Annotated in this window: 18 protein-coding genes; 12 read left to right on the forward strand and 6 right to left on the reverse strand. The window is 67.3% G+C overall.

All coding sequences use genetic code 11. The annotated features are described in order from the left end of the window. Positions 1 to 73: 73 nt before the first annotated feature. Both NF616_RS19625 and NF616_RS19630 read right to left on the reverse strand, forming a co-directional pair. Positions 74 to 523 carry a nuclear transport factor 2 family protein gene (locus NF616_RS19625; RefSeq protein ID WP_252275444.1) on the reverse strand — a complete coding sequence of 150 codons (450 nt, stop codon included), beginning with the start codon at positions 521 to 523 and terminating at the stop codon, positions 74 to 76. A 114-nt stretch (positions 524 to 637) separates the two neighbouring features. After that, complete coding sequence (locus NF616_RS19630; protein WP_252275445.1) at positions 638 to 1,297, reverse strand: glutathione S-transferase family protein; 660 nt, start codon at positions 1,295 to 1,297, stop codon at positions 638 to 640. Positions 1,298 to 1,496: 199 nt separating this feature from the next. On the opposite strand from NF616_RS19630, the gene NF616_RS19635 reads away from it, so the two are divergent. The 6 genes from NF616_RS19635 (at position 1,497) to NF616_RS19660 (ending at position 10,963) form a co-directional block, all read left to right on the forward strand. Continuing rightward, positions 1,497 to 1,973, forward strand: a complete 477-nt coding sequence (locus tag NF616_RS19635) for a chemotaxis protein CheW (protein ID WP_252275447.1) — start codon at positions 1,497 to 1,499, stop codon at positions 1,971 to 1,973. After that, on the forward strand, positions 1,960 to 3,450 hold the full coding sequence (locus NF616_RS19640; protein WP_252275449.1) for a CheR family methyltransferase: 1,491 nt from the start codon (positions 1,960 to 1,962) through the stop codon (positions 3,448 to 3,450). Before NF616_RS19635 ends, NF616_RS19640 begins: the two co-directional genes overlap by 14 nt. Continuing rightward, positions 3,435 to 4,043: a chemotaxis protein CheW gene (locus NF616_RS19645; RefSeq protein WP_252275451.1), complete on the forward strand. Its 609-nt coding sequence runs from the start codon at positions 3,435 to 3,437 to the stop codon at positions 4,041 to 4,043. The genes NF616_RS19640 and NF616_RS19645 overlap by 16 nt, the downstream gene beginning before the upstream one ends. Before the next feature lie 69 nt (positions 4,044 to 4,112). After that, on the forward strand, positions 4,113 to 6,311 hold the full coding sequence (locus NF616_RS19650; protein WP_252275453.1) for a hybrid sensor histidine kinase/response regulator: 2,199 nt from the start codon (positions 4,113 to 4,115) through the stop codon (positions 6,309 to 6,311). A gap of 10 nt (positions 6,312 to 6,321) precedes the next feature. Further along, positions 6,322 to 7,380: a chemotaxis protein CheB gene (locus tag NF616_RS19655; RefSeq protein WP_252275455.1), complete on the forward strand. Its 1,059-nt coding sequence runs from the start codon at positions 6,322 to 6,324 to the stop codon at positions 7,378 to 7,380. Between the two features lie 4 nt (positions 7,381 to 7,384). Continuing rightward, positions 7,385 to 10,963 (forward strand): EAL domain-containing protein, encoded by a 3,579-nt coding sequence (locus NF616_RS19660; protein WP_252275457.1) that lies wholly within the window; start codon positions 7,385 to 7,387, stop codon positions 10,961 to 10,963. 92 nt (positions 10,964 to 11,055) lie between these two features. Here NF616_RS19660 and NF616_RS19665 read toward each other — a convergent pair whose 3' ends face one another. The 4 genes from NF616_RS19665 to NF616_RS19680 all read right to left on the reverse strand — a co-directional run bounded on the left by NF616_RS19665 (position 11,056) and on the right by NF616_RS19680 (position 17,952). Beyond that, the gene (locus NF616_RS19665) at positions 11,056 to 12,444 is read right to left on the reverse strand and encodes an efflux transporter outer membrane subunit (RefSeq protein WP_252275459.1); all 1,389 of its coding nucleotides are present in this window, start codon (positions 12,442 to 12,444) and stop codon (positions 11,056 to 11,058) included. Next, positions 12,441 to 15,623 carry an efflux RND transporter permease subunit gene (locus tag NF616_RS19670; protein ID WP_252275461.1) on the reverse strand — a complete coding sequence of 1,061 codons (3,183 nt, stop codon included), beginning with the start codon at positions 15,621 to 15,623 and terminating at the stop codon, positions 12,441 to 12,443. Before NF616_RS19670 ends, NF616_RS19665 begins: the two co-directional genes overlap by 4 nt. An 11-nt stretch (positions 15,624 to 15,634) precedes the next feature. Next, entirely contained in the window at positions 15,635 to 16,876 is a 1,242-nt protein-coding gene (mexE, locus tag NF616_RS19675) for a multidrug efflux RND transporter periplasmic adaptor subunit MexE (protein ID WP_252275463.1), read from the reverse strand. A gap of 158 nt (positions 16,877 to 17,034) precedes the next feature. Next, the gene (locus NF616_RS19680) at positions 17,035 to 17,952 is read right to left on the reverse strand and encodes a LysR family transcriptional regulator (RefSeq protein ID WP_252275464.1); all 918 of its coding nucleotides are present in this window, start codon (positions 17,950 to 17,952) and stop codon (positions 17,035 to 17,037) included. A gap of 197 nt (positions 17,953 to 18,149) precedes the next feature. Here NF616_RS19680 and NF616_RS19685 point away from each other — a divergent pair, with 197 nt between their 5' ends. The 6 genes from NF616_RS19685 to NF616_RS19710 all read left to right on the forward strand — a co-directional run. Then, positions 18,150 to 19,172, forward strand: coding sequence for a zinc-dependent alcohol dehydrogenase family protein (locus tag NF616_RS19685; protein WP_252275466.1), 1,023 nt, complete (start codon positions 18,150 to 18,152; stop codon positions 19,170 to 19,172). A gap of 132 nt (positions 19,173 to 19,304) precedes the next feature. Next, positions 19,305 to 19,862, forward strand: a complete 558-nt coding sequence (locus tag NF616_RS19690; RefSeq protein WP_252275468.1) for a sigma-70 family RNA polymerase sigma factor — start codon at positions 19,305 to 19,307, stop codon at positions 19,860 to 19,862. A gap of 22 nt (positions 19,863 to 19,884) precedes the next feature. Next, complete coding sequence (locus NF616_RS19695) at positions 19,885 to 21,555, forward strand: multidrug ABC transporter permease/ATP-binding protein (protein ID WP_252275469.1); 1,671 nt, start codon at positions 19,885 to 19,887, stop codon at positions 21,553 to 21,555. Between the two features lie 247 nt (positions 21,556 to 21,802). Beyond that, complete coding sequence (locus NF616_RS19700; RefSeq protein WP_252275470.1) at positions 21,803 to 22,006, forward strand: MbtH family protein; 204 nt, start codon at positions 21,803 to 21,805, stop codon at positions 22,004 to 22,006. Next, positions 22,006 to 22,731: a thioesterase II family protein gene (locus tag NF616_RS19705; RefSeq protein ID WP_252275471.1), complete on the forward strand. Its 726-nt coding sequence runs from the start codon at positions 22,006 to 22,008 to the stop codon at positions 22,729 to 22,731. The genes NF616_RS19700 and NF616_RS19705 overlap by 1 nt, the downstream gene beginning before the upstream one ends. Positions 22,732 to 22,754: 23 nt before the next feature. Further along, positions 22,755 to 24,877: condensation domain-containing protein (locus tag NF616_RS19710; protein ID WP_252275472.1), on the forward strand; the 2,123-nt coding region annotated here is incomplete at its 3' end.

Consider the following 24,877-nt stretch of genomic DNA (forward strand, 5'->3'; position numbering starts at 1 on the left):
ACTGACTTCGTGTAATGGCGCACCCCAGGGTTGATCGGACGCCGCGCTTCAGCGCCGCCGGCGCACCGGACGATTACGGCTGGATGATCGCCTCGATGCGCACGATCTTCGGCTCGCCGTCGATCAGGCGCAGGCTGGCGGTCTCCTGCATGCCGGCGCTCATCTCGTGGCCCTGCAGGCTCAGGGTTTCGTGCGTGGTGTCCTTGACCGTGGCGCTCTGGCCGTCTTCGGCGATGTTGATCGACTCGATGTCGACCTCCATGCGGTAGCTGTCCAGCCCACTCCAGCCCTGTTTGAGCAACTGCCGGTACTTGTCCGCATCCAGTTCTATGCTGCCCTTGGCGGCGGTGATGTGAATGCGCACGTCCTCGCTCATGTGCGCCAGGGTGCCGTCGATATCGCGTTCGGAGGCGGCCGCGGCGACCCGGTCGTACAGCGCGCGGATATTGGCCTCGGTCAGCGCCGCGTCGGCGTGGGCGAGCGGGGCGAGCAGGCAGAGCAGGGACAGCGCGAGCTTCTTCATCGAGGTTCCTCGGGCAGGGACAGGGATCGCCGATGCTAGCGGCATCGCACCGATAAGCGAAAGGACCAGGAACACAGGGTGCGCCACGCGCATCATTCCAGGCCTCCCCGACGATCAGTCCCGATCCGGCGCCCCCAGCGGGAAGAACGCCCGATACGGCCGCGCCTCGTCCACCGCGCGGGCGAAGGAAGGCCGCTGCAGCAGACGCTGGCGGTAGGCGCGTACGGTCGGGAAGGACTCGCCGATCGGCTGGGTCCAGTCCGCATAGAACAGGAAGGGCGCCGCCGCGCAGTCGGCCAGGCTGAACTGCTCGCCGGCGGCCCAGGTGCGGCCCTGCAGGCGCAGCTCCAGCCAGGCGTAGGCGGTGTCCAGCAGGCGCCGCGCCTCGGTGACGCCGTAGGCATCGCGCTCATCCGGCGCGCGCAGCGCATCGAACACGCACTTCTGCTGCGGAGTGGAGACATAGTTGTCGAACACCCGGTCCATGAACCGCGCCTCCAGGGCCAGCGCGGGATCGTCCGGAATCAGCCGCGCCGGCCTCGGATAGCGCAGCTGCAGGTGCTCGATGATGATGCTGGCCTCCATCACCGCCCGGCCGTCGTCGACCAGCAGCGGGAAGCGTCGCATGGGCCACAGCTCGGCCAGTCGCTCCATGTGTTGCGGCTGCTCCGGCGCCAGTCGGCGGTACTCGAAGGGGGTGGCGTTCTCGTAGAGTGCGATCAGCACCTTCTGGCAGTAGGAGGAGAAGGGGTGAGCGTAGAGTTCCAGGGCCATGTGGCGAGTCTCCATTGGTGGGAATTGCTACTGGTCGAACGGCGCAGGACCCGATCGACAATCCCCGTAACATTCGACGCCCGTCACAGACGGTGCGCGCCGCAGCGCCGGTAACCTGACCAGGAGGTCCGGTTCGCTGGACGTCCCGGCACGCTGGGCTAGGGTAAAGAGAAGATGCTAGCGGCAACTGGATGCCTCTATGGACAGATTATCCGTGCTGCCCTTTCGGCTAGCGGGGCAGCATCTCGCGGTACCTCTCGAGAACGTCATCCGGGTGATTCCGGCTTTGCAATGCCTGCCTCTACCCGGCGCGCCGCCGACCGTGCTCGGCCTGGCTAACTTGCGTGGGCAGGTCGTGCCCGTGGTGGACCTCGCGCGCCGCTTCGCCTGGCCGGCGACTTCGCTCGGCCTGTGGCAGCCATTCATATGGCTGCGCAGCCGCACCCGTGAACTGCTGATACCGGTGGAACGGGTGGACACCGCGACCGAGTGCGAGCCCGCAGACGTGATACCTGCCGACCAGCCACAAGTGCCCAGCGAACTGGTGCGCGGCGTGCTGCGTACCGCGACGGGCATGTTGCTGATCCAGGACGTCGAGCAGGTGCTGTCCGACGCCGACGAGGCCGAGCTGCAACGCGCCCTGGATATCCGAGGAGCGAACCATGCGCCAGGCTGAGCCACTCTGCTCGCCGCGCCTGCTGGAGTTGCTGGCGAGCAAGGTGCACCGGCACCTGGGCATGGATTTCTCCGGTGCGCGCCAACCCGAGCTGCAGCGGCGCCTGCGTCTGCTCGCCGAAGACCAGACCGAGGACACGACGGCCTGGCTGGAAAGCCTGGCCTTCGCCGAGTGGGACGATGCGCGCATCGAGCGGCTGATCCCCGCGTTCACCGTCGGCGAGACCTACTTCCGCCGCGACCCCGAGGCGCTCGACTGGCTGGCCCGCCAGCACCTGGCGCCGCTGCTGCAGCGCCGGCGCGCGGCGGGGCAGCGCCACCTGCGCGTATGGAGCGCGGCCTGCTGCACCGGCGAGGAGGCCTACAGCCTGCTGTTCCTGCTCGACGACCTGCTCGGTGCCGAGCGCGGCCAGTGGTCACTGGAAGTGCTGGCCAGCGACATCAATGCGGGTTTTCTGGCTCGGGCCGAACAGGGCCGCTACGGGCAGAACGCCTTCCGCCGCAACGAGGAGGCCTTCCGCCAGCGCCATTTCCAGGCCGAGGCTCGGGCCTGGCGGGTACGGCCGCAATGGCGCGAGCGCATCCGCTTCCAGCGCCACAACCTCGCCACCGGCAGTCTGCCGGATCGGCGCCGCGGCCTGGCGGAGGTGGACCTGATCCTCTGTCGCAACGTGCTGATGTACTTCTCCGCCGAACATGCCAGCGCGACGCTTCGGCGCCTGCTGGCCTGCCTGAGCGCGGACGGCATGCTGGTGCTCAGCGCTGTGGAGGCGGGTCTCGCCACCCAGGCCGGGCTCTCGGGATTCTGGGCCGGCAGCAACTATGCGCTGGCGGCTGACGCACGCCAACCGCCATCGCCGCCCGCCGCCGTCTTGCCTGCAGTGGCGGCGCAGGCGCCGCGGCCACGCCGCGAGCCCGCCCGGCACGAGCCACCCGCCGAACCGGCCGAGCCGCTGCGCGAACGCCTGTGGCAGCAGGCGCAGGAAGCCCTGCAGCGCGGCGATCACGCCCAGGCGCGGCAGGCGCTGCAGGATTACCTGTCGCAACCCGGCCTGACGATCGTCCAGCGCTACCAGAGCTGCCTGGCTCTGGCGCGCAGCTGGGCCGAGCAGCAGCGCGGCGACGAAGCTCGCGAGTGGCTGCAGAACGCCCTAGAGATCGACCCGGCGGCGCTGCCCGCCTACTGGCTGTCGGCCCTGCTGGAACGCCAGGAGGGTGACCTGCCGGCGGCACTGCAGGCGTTGCACAAGCTGCTCTACCTGGCCCCGGAATGCAGCATGGGGCACTTCCAGCAGGGGCTGTTGCTGCGTGAAACGGGGAAACGCCAGGCTGGGGACCGCGCGCTGCGCACGTGCCAGCGGCAACTGCTGGAAAGCGAGAACGACGCGCCGCTGCAGTTCGCCGAGGGCCTCGGCCGCGTCCAGCTACTGGCGCTGTGTGAACAATTGTTGGGGGATCGACCGTGCCCGCCTTCCTGAACGACGAACAGCATTGGCAACGTCTGCGCGAGCACCTGGAGGCCTTCGAGCGGCGCATCGAGGACGGCTTCGCCGTGGATGCCCAGACGCGCGAAGAGCGCCTGCAGGCCCGCACCCGCGAATGGGCACAGGCGATCGAGGAGGAGCGGCCGGAAAGCCTGATCGAGGTGCTGTGCTTCACCCTCGGCGAAGAGCTGTATGCCATCGAGACCCGTCACGTGGCCGCCGCGCTGCCGCTGCCGCAGTTCACGCCGTTGCCGGGCACGCCACCGTTCGTGCTGGGCATCGTCGGGGTGCGTGGGCACATCGTCTCGGTGCTGGACCTGCGGGTGTTCTTTCAGTTGCCCATCGAGGGGCTGTCCGACAAGAACTATCTGGTGGTGCTGCGCAGCGCGGACATGGAATTCGGCCTGCTGGCCGATCGCATCCGCGGCATCGAGCAGCTACGGCGCGACAGCTTGCAGAGCGAACTGGCCAATCTGACCGGCATCCGCGCCCGTTACCTGCTGGGCGTCACACTGGACCAGAAGACCGTACTGGACGGTGCGCGCCTGCTCGGCGATCCCGATCTTCTGGTTCGCGACGAGGAATGAGCGTGCGCCGCATCTGCCCAATATCCGCACGGGCCGCCGCCCGTCCCGCCGAGAGAGCCTGAACACACCATGCCCCTGGATCGCGACGCGCTCAGACAACGCCTGCTGGCCAGCTTTCGCGCCGAGGCTGCGGAGCGCCTCGCCACCCTGGCCGATGTGCTGGCCAACTGGCGCGAGAGCAGCGCCAGCCAGGACGACATCGAATCGCTGTTTCGCGAGGTGCACAGCATCAAGGGCGCCTCGCGCGCCGCCGGCGTGGGCCAGATCGAGCAACTCTGCCACGCCTGGGAAAACCTGCTTAGCGCGGTGCGGCATGGCGATCTGCCGCTGGATGGCGAGCGGGTCGAACTGTGCCGGCTGACGCTCAAGGTGGTGCAGCGCCTGCACGCCGAACAGGCGGTGGATGACCACGAACTGGCGCAGCTGATCGACAGCCTCAACGACAGCGCCCAGGGTCGCGCGGTCGCCTTGCCCGAGATGGCCGCCGGAGCGCCGGAGACGCCGCGGGACCCGGCCACGGTGCGGGTGACGACCCAGCGCCTGGATGCGTTGCTGTTCCACAGCGAGGTGCTGTTGCAGCACAAGCTGGAGGCCCAGGCCCATGCGCGGGCGCTGAAGGAGCATGCCGCGGCGTTCGAGCCACAGCGCGTCAAGCGCACGCTCGGCGCCGGCGCGCTGCGCCAGTTGCGGGACAACATCGAGGGGGTTCCCGCTGAGCTGCGCGAGGCGTTGGGCGATGCCCTCGACCATCTCGACTGGAGCATGGCCCAGTTCGACCGCCTGCACTTCAGTGCGAGCCGCATGGCCAAGGAAGCCGGGCTTCTGGCCGTCGGCATGACCCGGCTGTCCGAGTCGCTGGTGGCGGAGGTGCAGGAGGCGCTGCTGCTGTCCGGGGCCAGTCTTTTCGAGGGTGTGCCGGCCATGGTCCAGGACATCGCCAGCCAGGCCGGCAAGCGTGTCGAACTGGAGGTGGACGGGGCGAACCTGCAGATCGACAAACGCATTCTCGACGAGCTTCGCAGCGTGCTAACCCATTTGTTGCGCAACGCCGTCGACCATGGCTTGGAGACGCCGGAGCAACGCGGCCTTCGCGGCAAGCGTGCGGTCGGCCGGCTGCAGGTGGAACTGATTCAGGAGGCCGCCGACCGCTTCGAGCTGCGGGTCAGCGATGATGGCCAGGGCATCGACATCGGCCGGCTCAAGGCCAAGGCCGTGGCCGCCGGGCGTCTGACTCCGGAACAGGCCGAGGCCATGGGCACGCGCGAGGCGCAGGCGCTGATCTTCGTCTCCGGCCTGTCGACCAGCGCGATGCTCACCGACATTTCCGGCCGCGGCCTGGGCATGGCGATCATCCAGGACACGGTGGAGCGCCTCGGCGGGCGTATCGAGATCGACAGCGCGATGGGGCAGGGCACCTGCTTTCACCTGCACCTGCCGCTCAGCCTGTCGACCTTCCGCGCGGTGATCGTGCGCAACGCCGAGCGGGTCTTCGCCGTGCCGGCGCTGGCTGTGGAGCGCTGTCTGCGCCTGCCGACGAGCGCCATTCGCACCCTAGAGAACCGCCCTTCGGTCAGCTTCGAGGGGCGGGTGCTGCCACTCTGGCCGCTGGGCGACGTGCTCGGCCTGGCGCAACCGCCGCTCGGCGAGGGCGACCTGACCCTGCTTCTGCTGCGGGTGCGCGGCGAACGCTTCGTGTTGCTGGTGGAGGAGCTGCTCGGCGATCAGGAGATCATCGTCAAGAGCCTCGGCAAGCAACTGGTGCGGGTGCGCAATTTGATGGGCGCCACCTTGCTGGGCGATGGCCGGCTGGTGCCGATCCTGCATCCCGCCGACCTCTATCGCAGCGCCCTGGCCAGCGAGGCCTCGAGCCTCAGCCAGCAGGCGCGCCCGCGCGATTCGGCGGTCGCCAGGCGCCTGCTGGTCGCCGAGGACTCCTTCACCTCGCGTGGCCTGCTCAAGGCCATTCTCGAGGCCGCCGGTTACCGCGTGGTCACCGCCAACGACGGGCTCGAGGCCTGGAACGCATTGAAACAGAGCCATTTCGACCTGCTGGTGTCCGATGTCGAGATGCCGCGCCTGGACGGCTTCACCCTGACCAGTCGCATCCGTGCCGACCGCGAGTTGGCCGAGCTGCCGGTGGTGCTGGTGACCGCGCTGCACTCCGCCGAGGACCGCGCACGCGGTCTGGAGGCCGGCGCCAATGCCTATCTCGCCAAGGGCGGCTTCGAGCAGGAGAACCTGCTGGAAGCCATCCGCCGGCTGCTCTGAGGACGACTCAATGCGTGTGCTGATAGTGGACGACTCGCCGGTGACCCGCATGCTGCTGCGCGCCGTGCTCGAAGGCGAGGGCTTCGAGGTGCATGAAGCCGGCGGCGGCGACGAGGCGTTGCAGCTGCTCACCCAGCTCACGCCGGACATCATCACCATGGACGTGCACATGCCCGGCATGAACGGCTACGAGGCCACCGAACGCATTCTCGAGCTTCACGGCCTGCCGGTGGTCATCCTCTCCGCCAGTGTCGACCACCAGGCCTCGGCCACCGCCATGCGCGCGCTGGAGGCCGGCGCCCTGGCCGTGCTGGAGAAACCCTCGGCGCCGACCTCGGACGATTTTCCCGACCGCATCGAGGAGCTGCTGCGCACCCTGCGCACCATGTCCCAGGTGCGCATCGGCCGGCGCAAGCGGCGCACCGAGGCCACCGGACTCGCCAATGCCACGACCTTGGTGGAGCAGGCCGCGGCGCGTTCGCCACAGCTGGTGGCCATTGCCGCGTCGGCCGGCGGGCCGATGGCGGTCAAGGCACTGCTGCAGGCGCTGGCACCGCAGCCCTGGCCGGTGGTGCTGGTGCAGCACATCGCTCCCGGTTTCTTGCCCAGCTTCCGCGATTGGCTGGCCAGCCTCACGCCGATGCAGGTGCGCATCGCCGAGCACGGCCAGAGCCTGGTGCCCGACGTGCTTTACCTGGCGCCGGACGGCCACCACCTCGGCTTCGCCGCCAATCGCAGCGTGCTGCTCGACGACGGGCCGCCCGAGGAACACGTGCGCCCGGCGGCCAACCACCTGTTCCGCTCGGTGGCACGGCATTTCGGCCGGCGCGCGATCGCCGTGCAGATGTCCGGCATGGGCCGCGACGGCGTGCAGGGGCTGACTGAGCTGCACCGTGCCGGCGGCCTGACGCTGGTCCAGGAGCCGAGCTCCGCGGTGATCGACTCCATGCCCAAGGCCGCCATTGCCCAGGGCGTCGCCAATTGGGTGCTGCCGCCCGAGGGCATCGCCGAAACCCTCAACGAAATCGCCGCACAGATGGTCGCAGTGAATGGAATCCAAGGGAGGTAGACAGATGTACGCGGATGCCGAAATTCTGGTGGTTGAGGACAGTCCCACCCAGGCCACCGAGTTGCAGTACATGCTTGAGGCCGTCGGCTGCAAGGTACGCGTGGCGCGCAATGGACGCGAGGCGCTGGAGATGATCGCGGTGCGCAAGCCGACCATCGTCATCAGCGACATCGTGATGCCGGAAATGGACGGCTACGAGCTGTGTCGCCAGCTCAAGAACTCGGCACAGACCCAGAACATCCCGATCATCCTGGTCACCTCGCTGGCGGACGCCCGCGACGTGGTCCACGGCCTCGCCTCGGGCGCGGACAACTTTATCGTCAAGCCCTTCGACGAGAAGTACCTGATGTCGCGCATCCGCTATTTCCTGATCAACCTCGAGCTTCGCTCGCACGAGCGGGTGCAGATGGGCGTGGAGGTGGTGCTGGAGGGCGAGCGGCACTTCATCACCGCCGGCCGCCAGCAGATCCTCGACCTGCTGATCTCCACCTACGAGCAGGGCGTACGGCTGAACCAGGAGCTGCAGCACAAGCACGACGAGCTGACCCGCACCAACTCGTTGCTCAACTGCCTGTTCCACTTCACCAGCGGCCTGACCGATGCCAAGAGCGAGCACCATGTGATCAACGCGGCGCTGCGCCGCATTCTCGAGTTTCCCGATGCCGTGGGCGCCTGGCTGCTGCTGGGCAATGGCGGCGATGCCTCCCGGCCCGCCGTAGTGGCAGGCGCGTGCTCGCGGGGGCCGAGCTACTCGCCGGCCGACCTGGAGCGCTGCGCGCAGAACTGCCCATGCCGCCATGCCTGGGTCAGGGACCGCCTGAGCCAGCCGAGCAACATCAACCAATGCCCGGCGCTGAGCGACAAGCCCGGCGAAGGCATCCACGCCAGCATTCCGCTGCAGCTGAGCGGCGAAACCATCGGCATGCTCAACGTGGTGCAGCGCGATGCCCGGCCCTGGTCGGAAGAGTCGCTCAGCGCGCTGGCCTCGATCGGCCGGCAACTGGCCATGGCACTCGGCCGGGTGCGCCTGTTCGAGAGCATGGAGCAGCTGGTGGAGCAGCGCACCGATGCCCTGACCAAGAGCGAGCAGCTGCTGCGCAAGGTGCTCGACAACCTGCCGGTGGGGGTTTTCGTCACCGACCAGCAGGGCCGGCTGATCATGAGCAACCCGGAAAGCAGCCTGATCTGGGGCGGCTCGCATCCCGGCGGCAACGAGGGCTACGGCCACTACCGCGGCTGGTGGGCGGAGACCGGCGAGCGCATCACCGAGAGCGACTGGTCGATGATGCGGGCGGTCCGGGAAGGCAAGATCTCGCGCAACGAAGTGATCGACATCGAGACCTTCAAGGGCCAGCGCAAGACCATCCTCAATTCCGCGGTGCCGTTTCTCGATGCCAACCAGGTGATCCAGGGCGCCATCGTGGTGATCCAGGACATCACCGAGCAGCGCCGCCGCGACCTGGAAATCCGCACCCGCACCCGCGCCGTGGAGGCCAGCGTCAACGCGGTGATCATCACCGACGCCGAGCAGCCGGACCATCCCATCGTCTACGCCAACCCGGCCTTCGAGCGCATCACCGGCTACGCGGTGGACGAGGTGCTCGGCCGCAACTGCCGTTTCCTCCAGGGCCAGGCCCATGACCAGCCGGAACTGGACAACATCCGCCGCGCGCTGCGCGATCAGGAGGAGGGCGCGGCGCTGCTGCGCAACTTCCGCAAGGACGGCTCGGAATTCTGGAACGACCTGCGCGTGGCGCCAGTGATCAATGACCGCGGCAAGCTCAGCCACTTCGTCGGCATTCTCCACGACGTCACCGAGAGCAAGCGGTATCAGGAGGAGCTGGAGCACCAGGCCAACCACGACGGTCTCACCGGCCTACCCAACCGCAACCTGCTCAACGACCGCATCGGTCAGGCGATGGCCTTCGCCAGCCGCGACGGCAGCCAGTTCACCATCGCCTTCATGGACGTCGACAACTTCAAGGTGGTCAACGACAGCCTGGGCCATTCGGTCGGCGACCAGCTATTAATCGAAGTCGCCAACCGCCTGCGCGCCGGTGTGCGTGACATCGATACGGTGGCTCGCCTGGGCGGCGACGAGTTCGTCATCCTGTTGGTCGACGGCATGCAGCTCAGCGAGCAGATCAGCTGGCTGGAGAACCTGAAGAACAGTATCGCCACACCGGTGATGCTCGACGATCAGGAGGTGCTGGTCAGCTGCAGCATCGGCTTCTGCTGCTACCCGGCCGACGGCCGCGATGCCGAGACTTTGCTGCGCAACGCCGACACCGCCATGTACCAGGCCAAGCATCAGGGGCGTAACCGCCTGTGCGCCTTCATGCCGGAAATGAACGAGCAGGTGCAATCGCGCCTGGCCCTCGAACGGCAGATCCGCCATGCCCTGCAGAACCAGGAGTTCATCGTCTTCTATCAGCCGCAGCTGGACCTGCAGAGCGGTCGCCTGTGCGGCTTCGAGGCGCTGGTGCGCTGGAGCCGGGAGGGCAGCATCGTGTCGCCGGCGGAATTCATTCCGCTGGCCGAGGAAACCGGCTGGATCGTCTCCATCGACTTCTATGTGTTCGAGGTGGTGTGCAAGCAACTGGTGATCTGGCGTGAGTTCTTCGGCCAGGACCTCAGCGTGGCGGTGAACTTCTCGGCCATCAGCTTCGCCGAGGACGATTTCATCGAGCGCATTCTCGGCGTGCTCAAGGCCCAGGGCATTCCGCCACGCTGGGTCAAGGTCGAGCTGACCGAGACCATCCTGGCCAGCGACGCCGTGATGGTACAGCGCAAGATGCAGCGCCTGTGCGATTTGGGCGTGTGCTTCTCGATCGACGACTTCGGCACTGGCTACTCCTCGCTCGGCTACCTCAAGCGCTTCCCCTTCAGCCAGCTGAAGATCGACCGCAGCTTCATCACCGACATCCTCACCGAGCCGGACAGCGCGTCGCTGGCGCGATCGATGATCTCCATCGGCCACAACCTGGGCATCCGGGTCATCGCCGAGGGAGTGGAGCAGGCCGAGCAGATGAACTTCCTGCGCGCCGCGGGGTGCGACGAGATGCAGGGCTACTACTACTCGCCGCCGCTGCCGCCCCTGGCCTGCATGCAGTTTCTCCAGGGCAACGCGCCGCTCAGCCTGCCGACCAACATCCTCGACGGGGCGGAGCGCTATCTGCTGATCATCGAGCCCGGGCAAGACTCCCAGGAGGCCATACGCAAGGCGCTACGCCTGCAGAACTACCGGATCCTCGAGGCCACCAGCGGTGCCGAGGCCTTGAGCCTGATGGCTGCGTATCCGGTTGACGTGGTGCTCGCCGAATTGAGACTCGCCGACATGGGCGGCATGGAGCTGCTGCGCAAGATCAGGACCATCTACCCCGACGCAGTGCGCATGCTGCTCAGCCAGGCCAGCGAGGTCGGCAGCATTCTCAAGGCGGTCAACGAGGGCGTGATCTATCGCTTCGTCACCAGCCCGTGGGAGCCGGACGACCTACGCAGCCAGGTGCGCGAAGCCTTCCAACTGCGCGAGCTGCACCGGGAGAACCGGCGTCTGCGCGAGCGCATCGGCGCGGTACGCTGAGCAAAAAAATCCCCACGGACAAGGAACTGTACCGTGGGGGAGCGCAGTGGCCGACAAAGAGCGGGGTCGGCCCAGGAGGGAAGGGTTGAGCGTCAGGCGCTGGGCTGCCAGCCGCCGCCGAGGGCCTTGTAGATGGCAACGATGCCGCGGTACAGCTCGATCTCGGCAATGGCCTGGGCGTCTTCGGCGGCCAGGCGTTCGCGTTCTGCGTCGAGCAACACGAGGAAGTCCTCGGTGCCTTCGCGGTAGCGCACCGCGGCCTGGGCCGCAGCCGCGCGGCTGGCCTCGGACTGGCGTACCAGCGAGACCAGGCGCTGTTGGCGCTTGGCGTAGTCGCTGAAGGCGTTTTCCGATTCTTCCAGGGCCAGCAGCACCTGCTGCTCGTAGCTGGCCAGGGCGCCATCGGCGTCGGCCTCGGCGCCGCGCAGGCGGGCCCGCACACTGCCCAGATCGAACGCCGCCCAGCTGATGGTCGGTGCCACGCCCCAGGCTCTGGCATCGGCGGCGCCGAGCTGCGAACCACGCCCGGCGGTAAAGCCGAGGAAGCCGGACAGACTCACCCGTGGGAACAGGTCGGCGGTGGCTACGCCGACGTTGGCGGTGGCAGCAGCCAGCTCGCGCTCGGCCACGCGAATGTCCGGACGGCGGCGCAGCAGCTCGGCGGGATCGCCGATGGGCAGGGCCTTGGCGATCACCGGCAGCGGCCTCGGCGACAGGTCCACGGTCAACTGCTCCGGACGCTGGCCGAGCAGGGTGGCGATGCGGTTGCGTGCGCGCACCTCTTCGGCCTGCAGCTGCGGCAGGCTGGCCTCGGTAGCGGCCAGGCGGGCGTCGGCGCGCAGCACGTCCAGCTCGCTGCCGATGCCGGCGTCACGCAGCTGCTCGGTGAGTGCGCGTGACTGGCTCTGGTTCTTCAGGTTGTCGCGGGCGATCCGCTCCCTGAGCTGTGCGCCCCGCAGGTTGCCGTAGGCGTCCACCAGCTCGGCGATCAGGCTGACCTGCAGCTGATACAGCTCGGCCTCGGCGGCCTCGCTCTGTGCCTCGCTGGCTTCGATGCTGCGCTGGATGCGGCCGAACAGGTCGAGCTCCCAGGCCATGTCCAGGCCCAGGTCGTAGCGCTCCTGGCGGATGCGCTCCTCGCTGGTCGGTGGCTGCTGGGCCTTGCCGAACTCACCACTGGCGCGGCTGGTGATCACTGGCATCTGGTCGTTGCCGACGTCGTCGCGGATGGCGCGAGCGGCGCGCAGGCGGGCGAAGGCCACGCGCAGCTCGCGGTTTTCCTTGAGCGACTGCTGCACCAGTTGGCTCAGGGACGGGTCGTCGAACTGCTGCCACCAGGCCGCTTCGAAGTCGGTGCGGTCGTAGTCGCCGGCCTCCAGCGCAGCGATCTGCGCGGGCTGGGTTTCTGGCGCCTTATAGTCCGGGCCGACGGCGCATGCACTGACGGCGAGGGCGAGCAAGGCGGGAATCAACGGCTTCATGCATGTACCTCGTGAGCGATCTGGTTGGCCTTGCGCGCCTCGCGCTTCTCCACGAAGGCGCGGATCAGCACGTAGAACACCGGGGTCAGCAGCAGGCCGAAGAAGGTCACGCCGATCATCCCGCTGAACACCGCCACACCCATGGCATGGCGCATCTCGGCACCAGCGCCGCTCGACAGCACCAGAGGCACCACGCCCATGATGAAGGCGATGGAGGTCATCAGGATCGGGCGCAGACGCAGGCGGCAGGCTTCCAGCACAGCGGCCATGCGGTCCAGGCCTTCCTCCTGTTTCTCCTTGGCGAATTCGACGATGAGGATGGCGTTCTTGCATGCCAGGCCCACCAATACGATCAAACCGATCTGGGTGAACACGTTGTTGTCTCCGCCGGCCAGGATCACCCCGACGATGGCGGAGAACAGCACGGTCGGTACGATCAGGATCACCGCCAGCGGCAGGCTCCAGCTCTCGTACTGGGCGGCCAGCACCAGGAAGGCCAGCAGCACGCAGAGCGGGAAGATGAAGATCGCGGTATTACCGGCGAGGATCTGCTGGTAGGTCAGCTCGGTCCACTCGTAGGTCATGCCGTTGGGCAGTTCCTCCTTGAGCAGCTTGGCGATGGCCGCCTCGGCTTGGCCGGAGCTGTAGCCCGGGGCTGCCGCGCCGTTGATCTCGGCGGTGAGGAAGCCGTTGTAGTGCATCACCCGGTCGGGACCTGCGCTGTTGTCCACCTTGACGAAGGTCGACAGCGGGATCATCTCGCCACGGTTGTTGCGCACCTTCAGCTGGCCGATCTGCTCAGGCTCCAGACGGAACTGCTGCTCGGCCTGGACGTTGACCTGGTAGGTGCGGCCGAAACGGTTGAAATCGTTGGCGTACAGCGAGCCCAAGTACACCTGCATGGTGTCGAAGATGTCGCTGATGGCCACGCCATGGGTCTTGGCCTTTTCGCGGTCGATGTTGGCATCGATCTGCGGTACGTTGACCTGGTAGCTGGTGAACACCGACATCGGGTTCAGCTCCGGCAGCGCGCGCGCCTTGGCCAGGATGTTCTGGGTCTGGGCGTACAGCTCCTCGTAGCCGAGGCTGCCGCGGTCCTGGATCTGCAGACGGAAACCACCGATGGTGCCGAGACCTTGCACGGGTGGCGGCGGGAAGATGGCGATGTAGGCGTCCTGGATCTCGGCGAACTGGGCGTTCAGCTCGGCGGCGATGGCACTGGCCGAGAGGCTCGGGTCGGTGCGCTCGTCGAACGGCTTGAGCGGGGTGAACACGATGCCGCTGTTCGGGCTGTTGGTGAAGCCGTTGATCGACAGGCCCGGGAAGGCCACGGTGTTCTCCACGCCCGGATGCTTGCCGGCGATTTCCGACATGCGCTTGATCACGTCCTCGGTGCGGTCGAGGGTGGCCGCGTCCGGCAGCTGGGCGAAGGCGACCAGGTACTGCTTGTCCTGCTGCGGCACGAAGCCGGTCGGCGTGCTGGAGAAACCCAGGTAACCGAGCACCAGCAACCCGCCGTAGACCAACAGGGCGATGGAGCTGCCGCGCAGCACGCGCTTCACGGTACCGACGTAGCCATGGCTGGCGCGATCGAAGAAGCGGTTGAACGGGGCGAACAGCCAGCCGCCGAACAGTTTGTCCAGCACGCGGGAGAAACGGTCCTTCGGCGCGTGGTGATCCTTCAGCAGCACGGCAGCCAGGGCCGGCGACAGGGTCAGCGAGTTGAACGCCGAGATCACGGTGGAGATGGCGATGGTCAGCGCGAACTGCTGGTAGAACTGCCCGGTGAGGCCGGAGATGAACGCGGTCGGCACGAACACGGCGCACAGCACCAGGGCGGTGGCGACGATGGGGCCGGTCACTTCCTTCATGGCCTGACGGGTCGCTTCCACCGGCGATTTGCCCAGGCCGATGTTCCGCTCGACGTTCTCCACCACCACGATGGCGTCGTCCACCACGATGCCGATGGCCAGCACCAGGCCGAACAGCGACAGCGCGTTGAGCGAGAAGCCGAACATGTGCATCACGGCGAAGGTGCCGATCAGCGACACCGGCACGGCGGCCAGCGGGATGATCGAGGCACGCCAGGTCTGCAGGAACAGGATCACTACCAGCACCACCAGCACGATGGCCTCGAGCAGGGTGTGCACCACTGCCTCGATGGAGCCGCGCACGAAGATGGTCGGGTCGTAGACGATCTCGTAGTCCATGCCCTGGGGGAAGGCCTGCTTAAGCTCCGCCATGCGCTCGCGCACCGAGTCGGAGATCTCGATGGCGTTGGAACCGGGACGCTGGAACACCGGGATGGCCACGGCAGGCTGATTGTTCAGCAGCGAACGCAGGGCGTACTGGCTGGAGCCCAGTTCGATACGGGCGATGTCCTTGAGGCGGGTGATCTCGCCGTCTTCGCCGGCGCGGATGATGATGTTCTCGAACTCCTCCTCGCTGACCAGACGGCCCTGGGTGTTGATCGACAGCTGGAAGCTGTTGCCGGCATCCGACGGCGGTGCGCCGAGGGCGCCGGCGGCGACCTGGCGGTTCTGCTCGCGGATGGCGTTGACCACGTCGGTGGCGGTGAGGTTGCGCGAAGCCACCTTGTTCGGGTCCAGCCACACGCGTAGCGAGTAGTTGCCCATGCCGAACAGCTGCACGTCGCCCACGCCGTCCAGGCGCGCCAGCTCATCCTTGACGTTGAGCGCGGCGTAGTTGGACAGGTAGAGCATGTCGTAGCGCTGATCCGGCGAGGTCAGGTGCACCACCATGGTCAGGTCCGGGGAGGCCTTGTCCACGGTCACGCCGAGCCGCTGCACCTCGGTGGGCAGGGTCGGCATGGTGCGGGTCACGCGGTTCTGCACCTGTACCTGGGCGTTGTCCAGGTCGGTACCCAGGGCGAAGGTGATGGTCAGGGTCAGCTTGCCGTCGGCGGTCGACTGGGAGGACATGTAGAGCATGCCTTCCACGCCGACGATGGCCTGCTCCAGCGGCGAGGCGACGGTCTCGCCGATCACCTTGGGGTTGGCGCCGGGGAAGTTGGCGCGCACCACCACGGTGGGCGGCACCACTTCCGGGTATTCGCTGATCGGCAGCTGGAACAGCGAGATCGCACCGGCGATCAGCACCAGCAGGGACAGCACGGCGGCGAAGATCGGCCGCCTGATGAAGAACTGGGAGAAGTTCATGGCGTTCTACCTCAGCCGCGCGGCGCGTTGCTGGATTTGGCTTGTTGTTCGGCCACGCGCGGGGCGTCGCGGCCATCCACGGCCTGGCGCAGGCGCGCCAGCTGGGCGAGGGTGGCCTCGTCGGCCATCGGTACGGACTGCGGGTCAACGGTGGCACCGGGCATGGCGCGCTGCAGGCCGTTGACCACGATCTTCTCGCCCTTGGAAAGGCCGCTGCGGACGATGCGCAGGCCTTCCAGCTTCGGGCCCAGTTCGATGGCGCGGTAGTTCACGGTGTTGTTGTCGCCGAGCACCAGGACGAACTTCTTGCCCAGGTCGGTACCGACCGCTTCGTCCTTGATCAGCGCGGCCGGGTAGGTGCCGCTGCCGACCAGCTTGAGGCGGGCGTAGAGGCCGGGGATGAAGCGGCCGTCCTGGTTGTCGAACACCGCGCGACCGCGGATGGTGCCGGTGCGCGGATTGACCTGGTTGTCGAGGAAGTCCAGCTGCCCCTCGTGCGGGTGGCCGCTCTCGCTGGACAGGCCAAGGTAGACCGGGCTGGCGCCGCGAGCATCGCTGCCGGCCTTGCGCGCCAGTTCGATGTACTTGAGGAACACGCGCTCGTCGGCGTCGAAGTAGGCGTACACCTTGTCGGTGGAGACAACGGTGGTCAGCAGCGACTGGCCGGCGCCGACCAGGTTGCCTTCGGTGATCTCGGCGCGGCTGACGCGGCCGTCGATTGGCGAGGTGATGCGGGTGAAGCTGAGGTTGAGCTGGGCGTTGTCCAGTTCGGCCTGGGTCGCGGCGACCGCGGCCTGAGCCTCGGTGGCGGCGCTGGCGCGGGCATCGGCCAGCTCGGCGGAGATCGCGTTGCTCTGGCGCAGGCGCTCGCCACGACGGGCCTCGCTGGCGGCGCGGGTCTGGTTGGCGCGGGCCTGTTGCAGCTGGGCCTGCAGACGCTTGACCTCGGCCTCGAAGGGGCGCGGGTCGATCTGGAACAGCAGGTCGCCTTTCTTGACCAGACTGCCTTCGTCGAAGGCGACGCGGTCGATGTAGCCGGAGACGCGCGGACGGACTTCGACCGACTCAGGCGCTTCCAGGCGGCCGGTGAACTCGTCCCATTCGTTGATCGGTTGTTCGATGACCTCGGCGATGCTGACCTTGGCGGCCGGCATCTGCTGGCCGGTTTCCTCGCTCTTGCCGCAGGCGCTGAGCACCAGGGCCGCGGCGATGGCCAGAGGGAAGCGCCAGGAGAGATTGCGTGACTGTTCCATGTATGACTCCGCCAGTCGGATTTGAAGATGGGCGGAGTCTGCGCGGCGGAGTTTGAAGGCACGAATCGAAAGATCCGAAAATGACTATCATCCGGAATGATGATTCGCTCGCTCGCGTTAATAGTTCCTGCGGCGCCCGTGCCAGAGCGCTGGGTGGATCAGCCCAGGCTGTCCGGATCGCCGCAGAACATCTGGATGCGCGAGCGCAGCCAGCGCTCGGCGGGGTCATTGTCCTGAGCGCCGCGCCAGACCATGTGCAGCTCGAAGGTGGGGCCGTCGAACGGCAGCTTCTCGGCGCGCAGGCCGCCGGCGGCGGTGAGGGCGGCGGCGGTGTAGTCCGGCACGGTGGCGAGCAGGTCGGTTTCCGCAAGAAGGGCGCCGAGGCCGTTGAACTGCGGCACACCCAGCACCACGCGGCGCTTGCGTCCGAGCTTCTCCAGTTCCTCGTCGATGAAGCCGATCAGGTCGCCGGCGAACGACACCAGGGCATGCGGCCTGGTGCTGAAGTCGTCGAGGCTGAGGCTGCCGGGCACGCTGTCGGCACGCAGCACGCGCGAGCCGCCGCGGCGGATCACCTTGCGCTTGGCGTTGGCCGGCAGCTCCTCGGTGTAGGCGACGCCCACGGAGATCTCGCCGGAGGCCAGCAGGTTGGGCATCAGCAGGTAGTTGGCGCGGCGCACCACCAGCGACACACCGGGCGCCTCGGCACGCAGGCGGCGCAACAGCAGCGGCAGCAGGGCGAACTCGACGTCATCGGACAGACCGATGCGGAACACCGCATTGCTGGTGGCGGGGTCGAAGTCGGTGGCGCGGCTGACGGCGGTGGAGATGGAGTCCAGCGCCGGGGAGAGCAGGGCGAAGATCTCGTTGGCCCGCGCCGTCGGTTCCATGGTGCGGCCGGTGCGCACGAACAGCGGGTCGTCGAACAGGCTACGCAGGCGGGCGAGGGCGGCACTGATGGCGGGCTGGCCGAGGAACAGCTTTTCCGCCGCGCGTGTCACGCTGCGTTCGTGCATCAGCGTCTCGAACACGATCAGCAGGTTCAGGTCGACACGGCGCAGGTCGTTGCGGTTCATCGTGCTCATCCATGTTGGGTGTGTGAAAGGTGCGTCCGTGGCAAGATAACGTCAAGAGCGAGGTTGGCCGTTTCGTCAGCCATGAGCCTCGGCACCCCGATCATCCACATTTATGGTGACTATCAATGTGCGCGGGTGGTGTCGATGGATAAGCCCGTATAGAGTCCGGGGCCATAGAGTCCACGGCGAGGTGTGTGATGTCCCGCATGATCCGCTTCCACCAGTTCGGCGATGCCAATGTGCTGCGTCTGGAGGATTTGCCCACCCCGAAACCCGGCCACGGCGAAGTGCTGGTGCGTAACCAGGCGCTCGGCGTCGGCTGGCGCGATGTGCTGTGGCGCCAGAGCCTGTCTCCGGACGAAACCGCCCGGCTGCCGGCCGGCGTCGGCTTCGAGCTGGCCGGCGTGGTCGAGGCCGTCGGCCCCGGTGTCGAGGACCTCGCGCCCGGCATGGCCGTCGCCAGTTTTCCGGCCTTCAGCTCCAACCAGTACCCGGCCTGGGGTGATCTGGTGCTGATGCCGCGCCGCGCACTGACCCGTTATCCCGATGTGCTCACGCCGGCCGAGGCGGCGGTGCACTACACCCCCTACCTGCTGGCGTACTTCGCCCTGGTCGACCTGGCCGATGTGCAGCCGGGCCAGCGCGTACTGATCACCGAGGCCTCCCATTGCCTGGCACCCCAGGCGGTGCAGATGGCCAAGGCGCTCGGCGCCGAGGTCATCGCCTCCACCAGCGACGGCAGCACCCGCGCCTATCTGCGCGAGCTGGGCGCCGACAAGGTGATCGATACCGAGGAACAGGACCTGGTCCTGGAGGTGGAACGCTTCACCGACGGCAAGGGCGTCGAAGTCGTGCTGGACCAGTGCGCCGGCCCGCAGATGAAGTTGCTCGGCGACGTCGCCGCGACCCGCGGCAAGCTGATCATCTATGGGGTGAACGGTGGCAACGACGCGGCGTTCCCGGCCTGCGCGGCGTTCAAGAAGCACCTGCAGTTCTTCCGCCACTGCGTGCTGGACTTCACCGGCCAGCCGGACCTGGGCCTGCAGCGCAACGAGGAGGCGGTGCAGAAGGCGCTGGTGCGGATCAACCAGATGACGGCTGATCGCCTGCTTAAGCCGACCATCTCGAAGAGCTTCGCCTTCGAGGATTTCGTCGCCGCCAACGAGTTCATGGAGACCTGCCCGTCCGGCGGGCGCGTGGTAATGACGCTGGAGCCGTAACGGCTCGATCATGCTGGCAAAATGCCGCCTTCGGGCGGCATTTTTTATGGCGTGGAAAAAGTCGCTGCCGACGCTTGAATTGATAAGGATTATCATTAAGATGCGCCTCACAACACAGCCGAGGATCGGGCTATGGGAGTGCTTCAGAGTTGGGGCGAGCCTGGCGGTACGCCAGTACGCTTGAGCAGGGATGCCGGGCTGGAGAGCCTGTACGCCGGCCACCGGCGGGTGCTGATCGATGCCGCCCAAGGCGTGCTCGGATGCCGTGCGCGGGCCGAGGACGTGGTGCACGACGCCTTCCTCAAGCTCTGGGAGAGCGGCGACCGCCACGCCATCGAAGATCCCCTGCGCTACCTGTTCCGTATGGTGCGCAACCTGTCCATCGACCGCCTGCGTCGGCAGATTCTCGAGGGCCGTTACAGCGCCGACGATGAATTGCTCGACGAGCTGCCAGCGCCGCAGTCCGGCCCCGAGCAACGCGCCATCGGCCAACTCGAGTGGCAGCGCCTTCAGCACGCCCTCGGCGAACTGCCCGAGCGCACCCGCACCGTGTTCACCATGAGCCAGCTGGAAGGCTACAGTCAGCGGGAGGTGGCCAGCCATCTCAGCGCCTCGCCGACCTTGGTGCATTTCCTCCTGCGTGACGCCCTGAGTCACTGCCGCAGCCGCCTCCAACCCGAGGCGGCCTGATTCCCGCCGTTCTGGACCCGCCATGAAACTGCTCAAGCTGCTGTTCCGCGATAACCGCCTGCCGCTCTCCGGCATCGTCCTGCTGAGCCTGTGCAGCGCGGTGCTCAGCGTCGGCGTGATCGCCTTCATCAACCTCAAGCTGATCCGCCTGGAAGGCGAGCTGGCGACCACGCTGTTCAGCTTCCTCGGCCTGCTGGCGCTGCTATTGGTCTGTTCAGGAGCGGGGCAGGTGGCGCTGCACACCCTCGGCCACCGCTTCGTCTACCGCCTGCGCCGCAGCCTGGTGCGCCGCGTGCTGGACACCGACATCGAGCGCCTCGAGCAGATCGGCGGCGCGCGCATCCTCGCCAGCCTGTCCAGCGACATCCGCAACATCACCATCGCCTTCGTCTATATGCCGGAGCTGACCTACGGTTTGATCCTCAGCATCGCCGCATTCAGCTATCTGGCCTGGCTTTCGCCGGCACTGTTCGGCGTCACCGCCGGCTGGCTGGGGCTGACCCTGCTGGTGGGCTGGTTCTTCGTCGGCAAGGTCAACCACCACATTCGCCTGCTGCGCGAGGCTGAAGACCACCTGTACCAGGACTACCAGGCGATCATCGACGGCCGCAAGGAGCTGGCGCTCAACCGCGACCGCGCGCGCCTGCTCTACGACGAGGAGTTCGACCGCGACGCCCGCGCCTACCGCGACAACGTCACCCGCGCCGACATCTTCAACGGTCTCGCCGGTAACTGGGCCAACGCCATGGTGCTGGGCAGCATCGGCCTGGTGTTCTTCTGCGCCAGCGGCCTGGGCTGGGCCTCCGGCGAGGTCGCCGCCACCTTCGCCCTGACCGTGCTGTTCCTGCGTGCGCCGATGGTCGCCACTGTCGCCGCGCTGCCCAGCCTGCTGGCCGCGCGTATCTCGCTGGACAAGCTGGAGTCTCTGGAGCTGGCGCCGGAAACCGCCGAGATCGTGCCGACTCAACGCTTGGGCGACTGGCAGAGCCTGCGCCTGGACGGCGTCGAGTACCGCTATCCGGGCGAGGGCGACGAGGCCGGCTTCGACGTCGGCCCCATCGACCTTGAGCTGCGCCGCGGCGAACTGGTGTTCCTGGTCGGAGGCAACGGCAGCGGCAAGTCGACGCTGGCGCGCCTGCTCACCGGCCTGCATCGCCCGGCTGCAGGCGATATCCGCCTCGACGGCCGTGCCGTGCAGCCCCACGAGTGGCAGGCCTACCGCCAGCTCTTCGCCAGCGTGTACACCGACTTCCATCTGTTCGCCCGTCTGCTCGGCCCGGCCGGTGCCGAAGTCGACGAGTCGTTGGTGGGGCAATGGCTGGACCGCCTGCGCCTGCGCCACAAGGTGCGCTTCGCCAAGGGCCGCCTGGCCGATACGCGCTTCTCCCAGGGCCAGCGCAAGCGCCTGGCGCTGATGCTGGCGATGCTCGAGGACCGGGACATTCTGATCCTCGACGAATGGGCCGCCGACCAAGACCCGCTGTTCCGTCGCCTGTTTTACCGCGAGCTGTTGCCGCAGCTGAAGGCGGCCGGCAAGACCGTGCTCGCCATCACCCACGATGACCATTACTTCGACCAGGCCGATCGCCTGCTGAAGATGGACGGTGGTCGCCTCTCCGAGCTCACCGGCGAGGCCCGCGACCGCGCCACGCAGGATGCCGTGCGTGAAATCGGCGGTTCCATCCCGGCCTGATTTCACGTTATGGCATGGGCTTTGGGATTGCTCATTAGTCGCTCGTAAACCGAGCGTCCCAAGGCCCTTCGTTCGCTAGCTGCCAGCCGGGGATGGCTGGTGGTTGCTCTGTTTCTCCAATGGCGAGGTCAAGGGCAGGCTCTCGAGTCCTGCCGGGCACCGTCACGTCTGCGCAATCGAATTAAATGCAAATTATTCGCAGCTTCGTCCGTCTTTAAAGCGTGCCACTTTTCACGAGGGATACCCCATGAGCCTGGACAACCCGGAAACCACCTTTCTGGTCGTGGTCAACGACGAGCAGCAGTACGCCATCTGGCCCGCCTACAAGGCCGTTCCGGCCGGCTGGCGCGAGGAAGGCGTACGCGGCGACAAGCCGACCTGTCTGGCGCATATCGCCAGTGTCTGGACCGACATGCGCCCGCGTAGCTTGCGCGAGGCCATGGACGCCTGATGCAGCTGTTCTGCCTGGCTCATGCCGGCGCCAGCGCCATGCCTTATGCACGCTGGCGTAAGCGCCTGCCGCGTTGGCTGGAAGTCTGCCCGCTGGAGTTGCCAGGTCGCGGCGCCCGCGAGGGCGAGCCGCTGTGCCAGGAAATGCCGGCGCTGCTGGCCGATCTCAAGCAGGCCTGGCGGCGCGAGTGCAACGGTCCGTACCTGCTATGGGGCCACAGCCTGGGCGCCATGCTCGCCTTTGAGCTGGCCCAGGCACTGATCGCCGACGGGCATGAGGCGCCGCTGGCGCTGTTCGCCTCGGCGTCCCGCGCGCCATCCCGACGCCTGCAGGCGCCACGCATGACCTCGCGCAGCGACGGTGAACTGTTCGCCGGCCTGGACGGTTTCGCCCGCCTGCCGCGCGAGTTGCTGGCCGACCCGCTGTTCCGCCGCGAACTGTTGCCGGTGCTGCGCAGCGACTTCGCCCTGGCCGAGAGCTACCGCTACCAGCGCCGCGCACCCTTGCCCTGCGCCCTGCACGTGCTCGGCGCACGCCGCGACTGCCTGAGCGAGGATGACCTGCATGCCTGGCGCCGCGAGACCCGCGGCCCTTTCACCCTGGAATGGCTGGATGGCGATCACGCCTATCTGCGCCCCCAGGAAGACGAACTGCTGTCCCTGATCGAATTCCATGCCACGCGCCTGCTGCGGCGCGAGGCGGCCGGCATGCCCCTGGGCGCCTAGGCCACTCTTTGCGAGGTGCTGAGATGAACGCGCAAGTCCCGTCGAACCCTGCCCTGGAGTGGGCGCCGCTGTCCTTCGCCCAGCAGCGGCTGTGGTTCTTCAGCCGCCTGGAAAGCGGCAGCACCGCCTACAACATCGGCGGCGTGCTGCGTTTCGACGGCCAGCTGGACATGGACAGCCTGCGCCATGGCCTGGACCAGGTGTATTCGCGCCACGCCGCGCTGCGCACCGTGTTCCGCGAGCACGACGGCCTGGCCCAGCAGGCAGTGCTGCCGACCGGCTGCATGCCGCTGGAAATCATCGAGCTGGAGGGTGGCGCCGAGCAGGTCGAATCCCTGACTCGCGATTTCATCGAGGCCGGCTACGACCTGACCCGCGGCCCGCTGGTGCGCTGCGCCCTGTATCGCCTGGGCGAGAACAGCCATGCCCTGGCCGTGGGCATGCACCACATCATCTCCGACGCCTGGTCGGTACGCGTGCTGGTGGAGGAGATGGCCGAGTTCTATCGCGCCCGCCTGCAGAATCGCCAGCCGTTCATGACCCCGCAACCCGTGCAGTACAGCGAGTACGCCGTGGGCCAGCGCGAGTGGCTGGGCAGCGAGGCCGGCGCCCGGCAGATGGCCTTCTGGCGCGAGCGCCTCGGTGGCGAGCAGCCGCCGCTGAGCTTGACGCCGGACTACCCGCACAATGCCCAGGCCGCGCGCCGCGCCGCCTACCGCACTTTGCAGGTGGAGCCTGCGCTAGTGGCGCGCCTTAGCGACCTGGCCAAGGCCAACGGCGCCACCCTGTTCACCGTACTGCTGGCGGCGCTGCAGCTGCAGCTGGCGCGCCTCTCCGGCCAGCGCGAAGTGCGCATCGGCGTGCCGGTCGCCGGCCGTGCCAAGGGCTTCGAACGCCTGGTTGGTTTCTTCGTCAACACCGTGGTGCTCAAGGCCGAGCCGCGCCCCGAGCTGTCGGTGGCTGAGTGGCTGGAGCAGGCCCGTACCGGCCTCAAACAGGCCCAGGCCAACCAGGAAATGCCTTTCGAGCGCCTGGTGGAAGAACTGGCACCGAGCCGCAGCCTGGGCCAGCAGCCGCTGTTCCAGGTGGCCTTCAACTACCGTCGCCAGCACCCGCTGGCGGCCAACTGGCTGCCGGGCATCGAGACCCAGCTGGCAGAGCTGCCATCCAGCCAGATTCCCTTCGACCTGGCCCTGGACGCCGTGCGCGACCGTGGCGACGAGCTGCTGATCAACTTCGCCTATGCGGCCGATCTGTTCGCCGAGAGCAGCATCGAGCGCCTGATCGCCGGCTTCCTCGAAGTGCTCGACGGTTTCGCCAGCCAGCCCCAGGCGGCGCTGGGTGAAGTGGCGCTGGTGACTGCACCTGAACTGGCGCAGCTGAGCGAGTGGAATACGCCGCGACAGGACTTCGATGCCGCGCGCCTGTTGCCCGAGCTGATTGCCGAGCAGGCGCGTCTGCGTCCGGATGCCATCGCTTTGGTGCATGGCGGCGAGCGCATTGCCTTCGCCGAACTGGATGTGCGCTCCAATCGCCTGGCCAATCTGCTGGTGGCGCACGGCGTGCAGCCGGAGTCGCGTGTCGGCGTTTCGCTGGAGCGTGGCAATGCTATGATCGTGGCCATGTTGGCGGTGCTGAAGTCCGGCGGCGCCTTTGTGCCGCTCGACCCGGACTACCCGCGTGAACGCCTCAGCTATATGGTCGAGGATTCGGGGCTGAAGTGGCTGATCACGTCGTCCGACCTGGCGGAACGCCTGCCGCTGGGCGAGGGCGTAGAGCCGCTGTATCTGGATCGGCTCGATCTGTCTGTCTTCGAAGCTTCGACGCATGCCGTGCAGCTGCATCCGCTCAATCTGGCCTACCTGATCTACACCTCCGGCTCCACCGGCCAGCCCAAGGGCGTGGCGGTGAACCACCTCGGCCTGACCATGCATGTCCAGACCATTGGCCAGCGCTATGGCATGACCCCGGATGATGTAGAGCTGCACTTCGCCTCGATCAGCTTCGACGGTGCCCTGGAGCGCTGGACCGTGCCGCTGGCCTTTGGCAGCCGCCTGGTGATCCGCGACCAGGAACTGTGGAGCGCCGAGAAAACCTGTCAGGTCATCGCTGACGAAGGCGTGACCATCTCCTGCCTGCCGCCGAG

The organism is Pseudomonas subflava, from assembly GCF_023823685.1.
Lineage (GTDB): Bacteria > Pseudomonadota > Gammaproteobacteria > Pseudomonadales > Pseudomonadaceae > Aquipseudomonas > Aquipseudomonas subflava.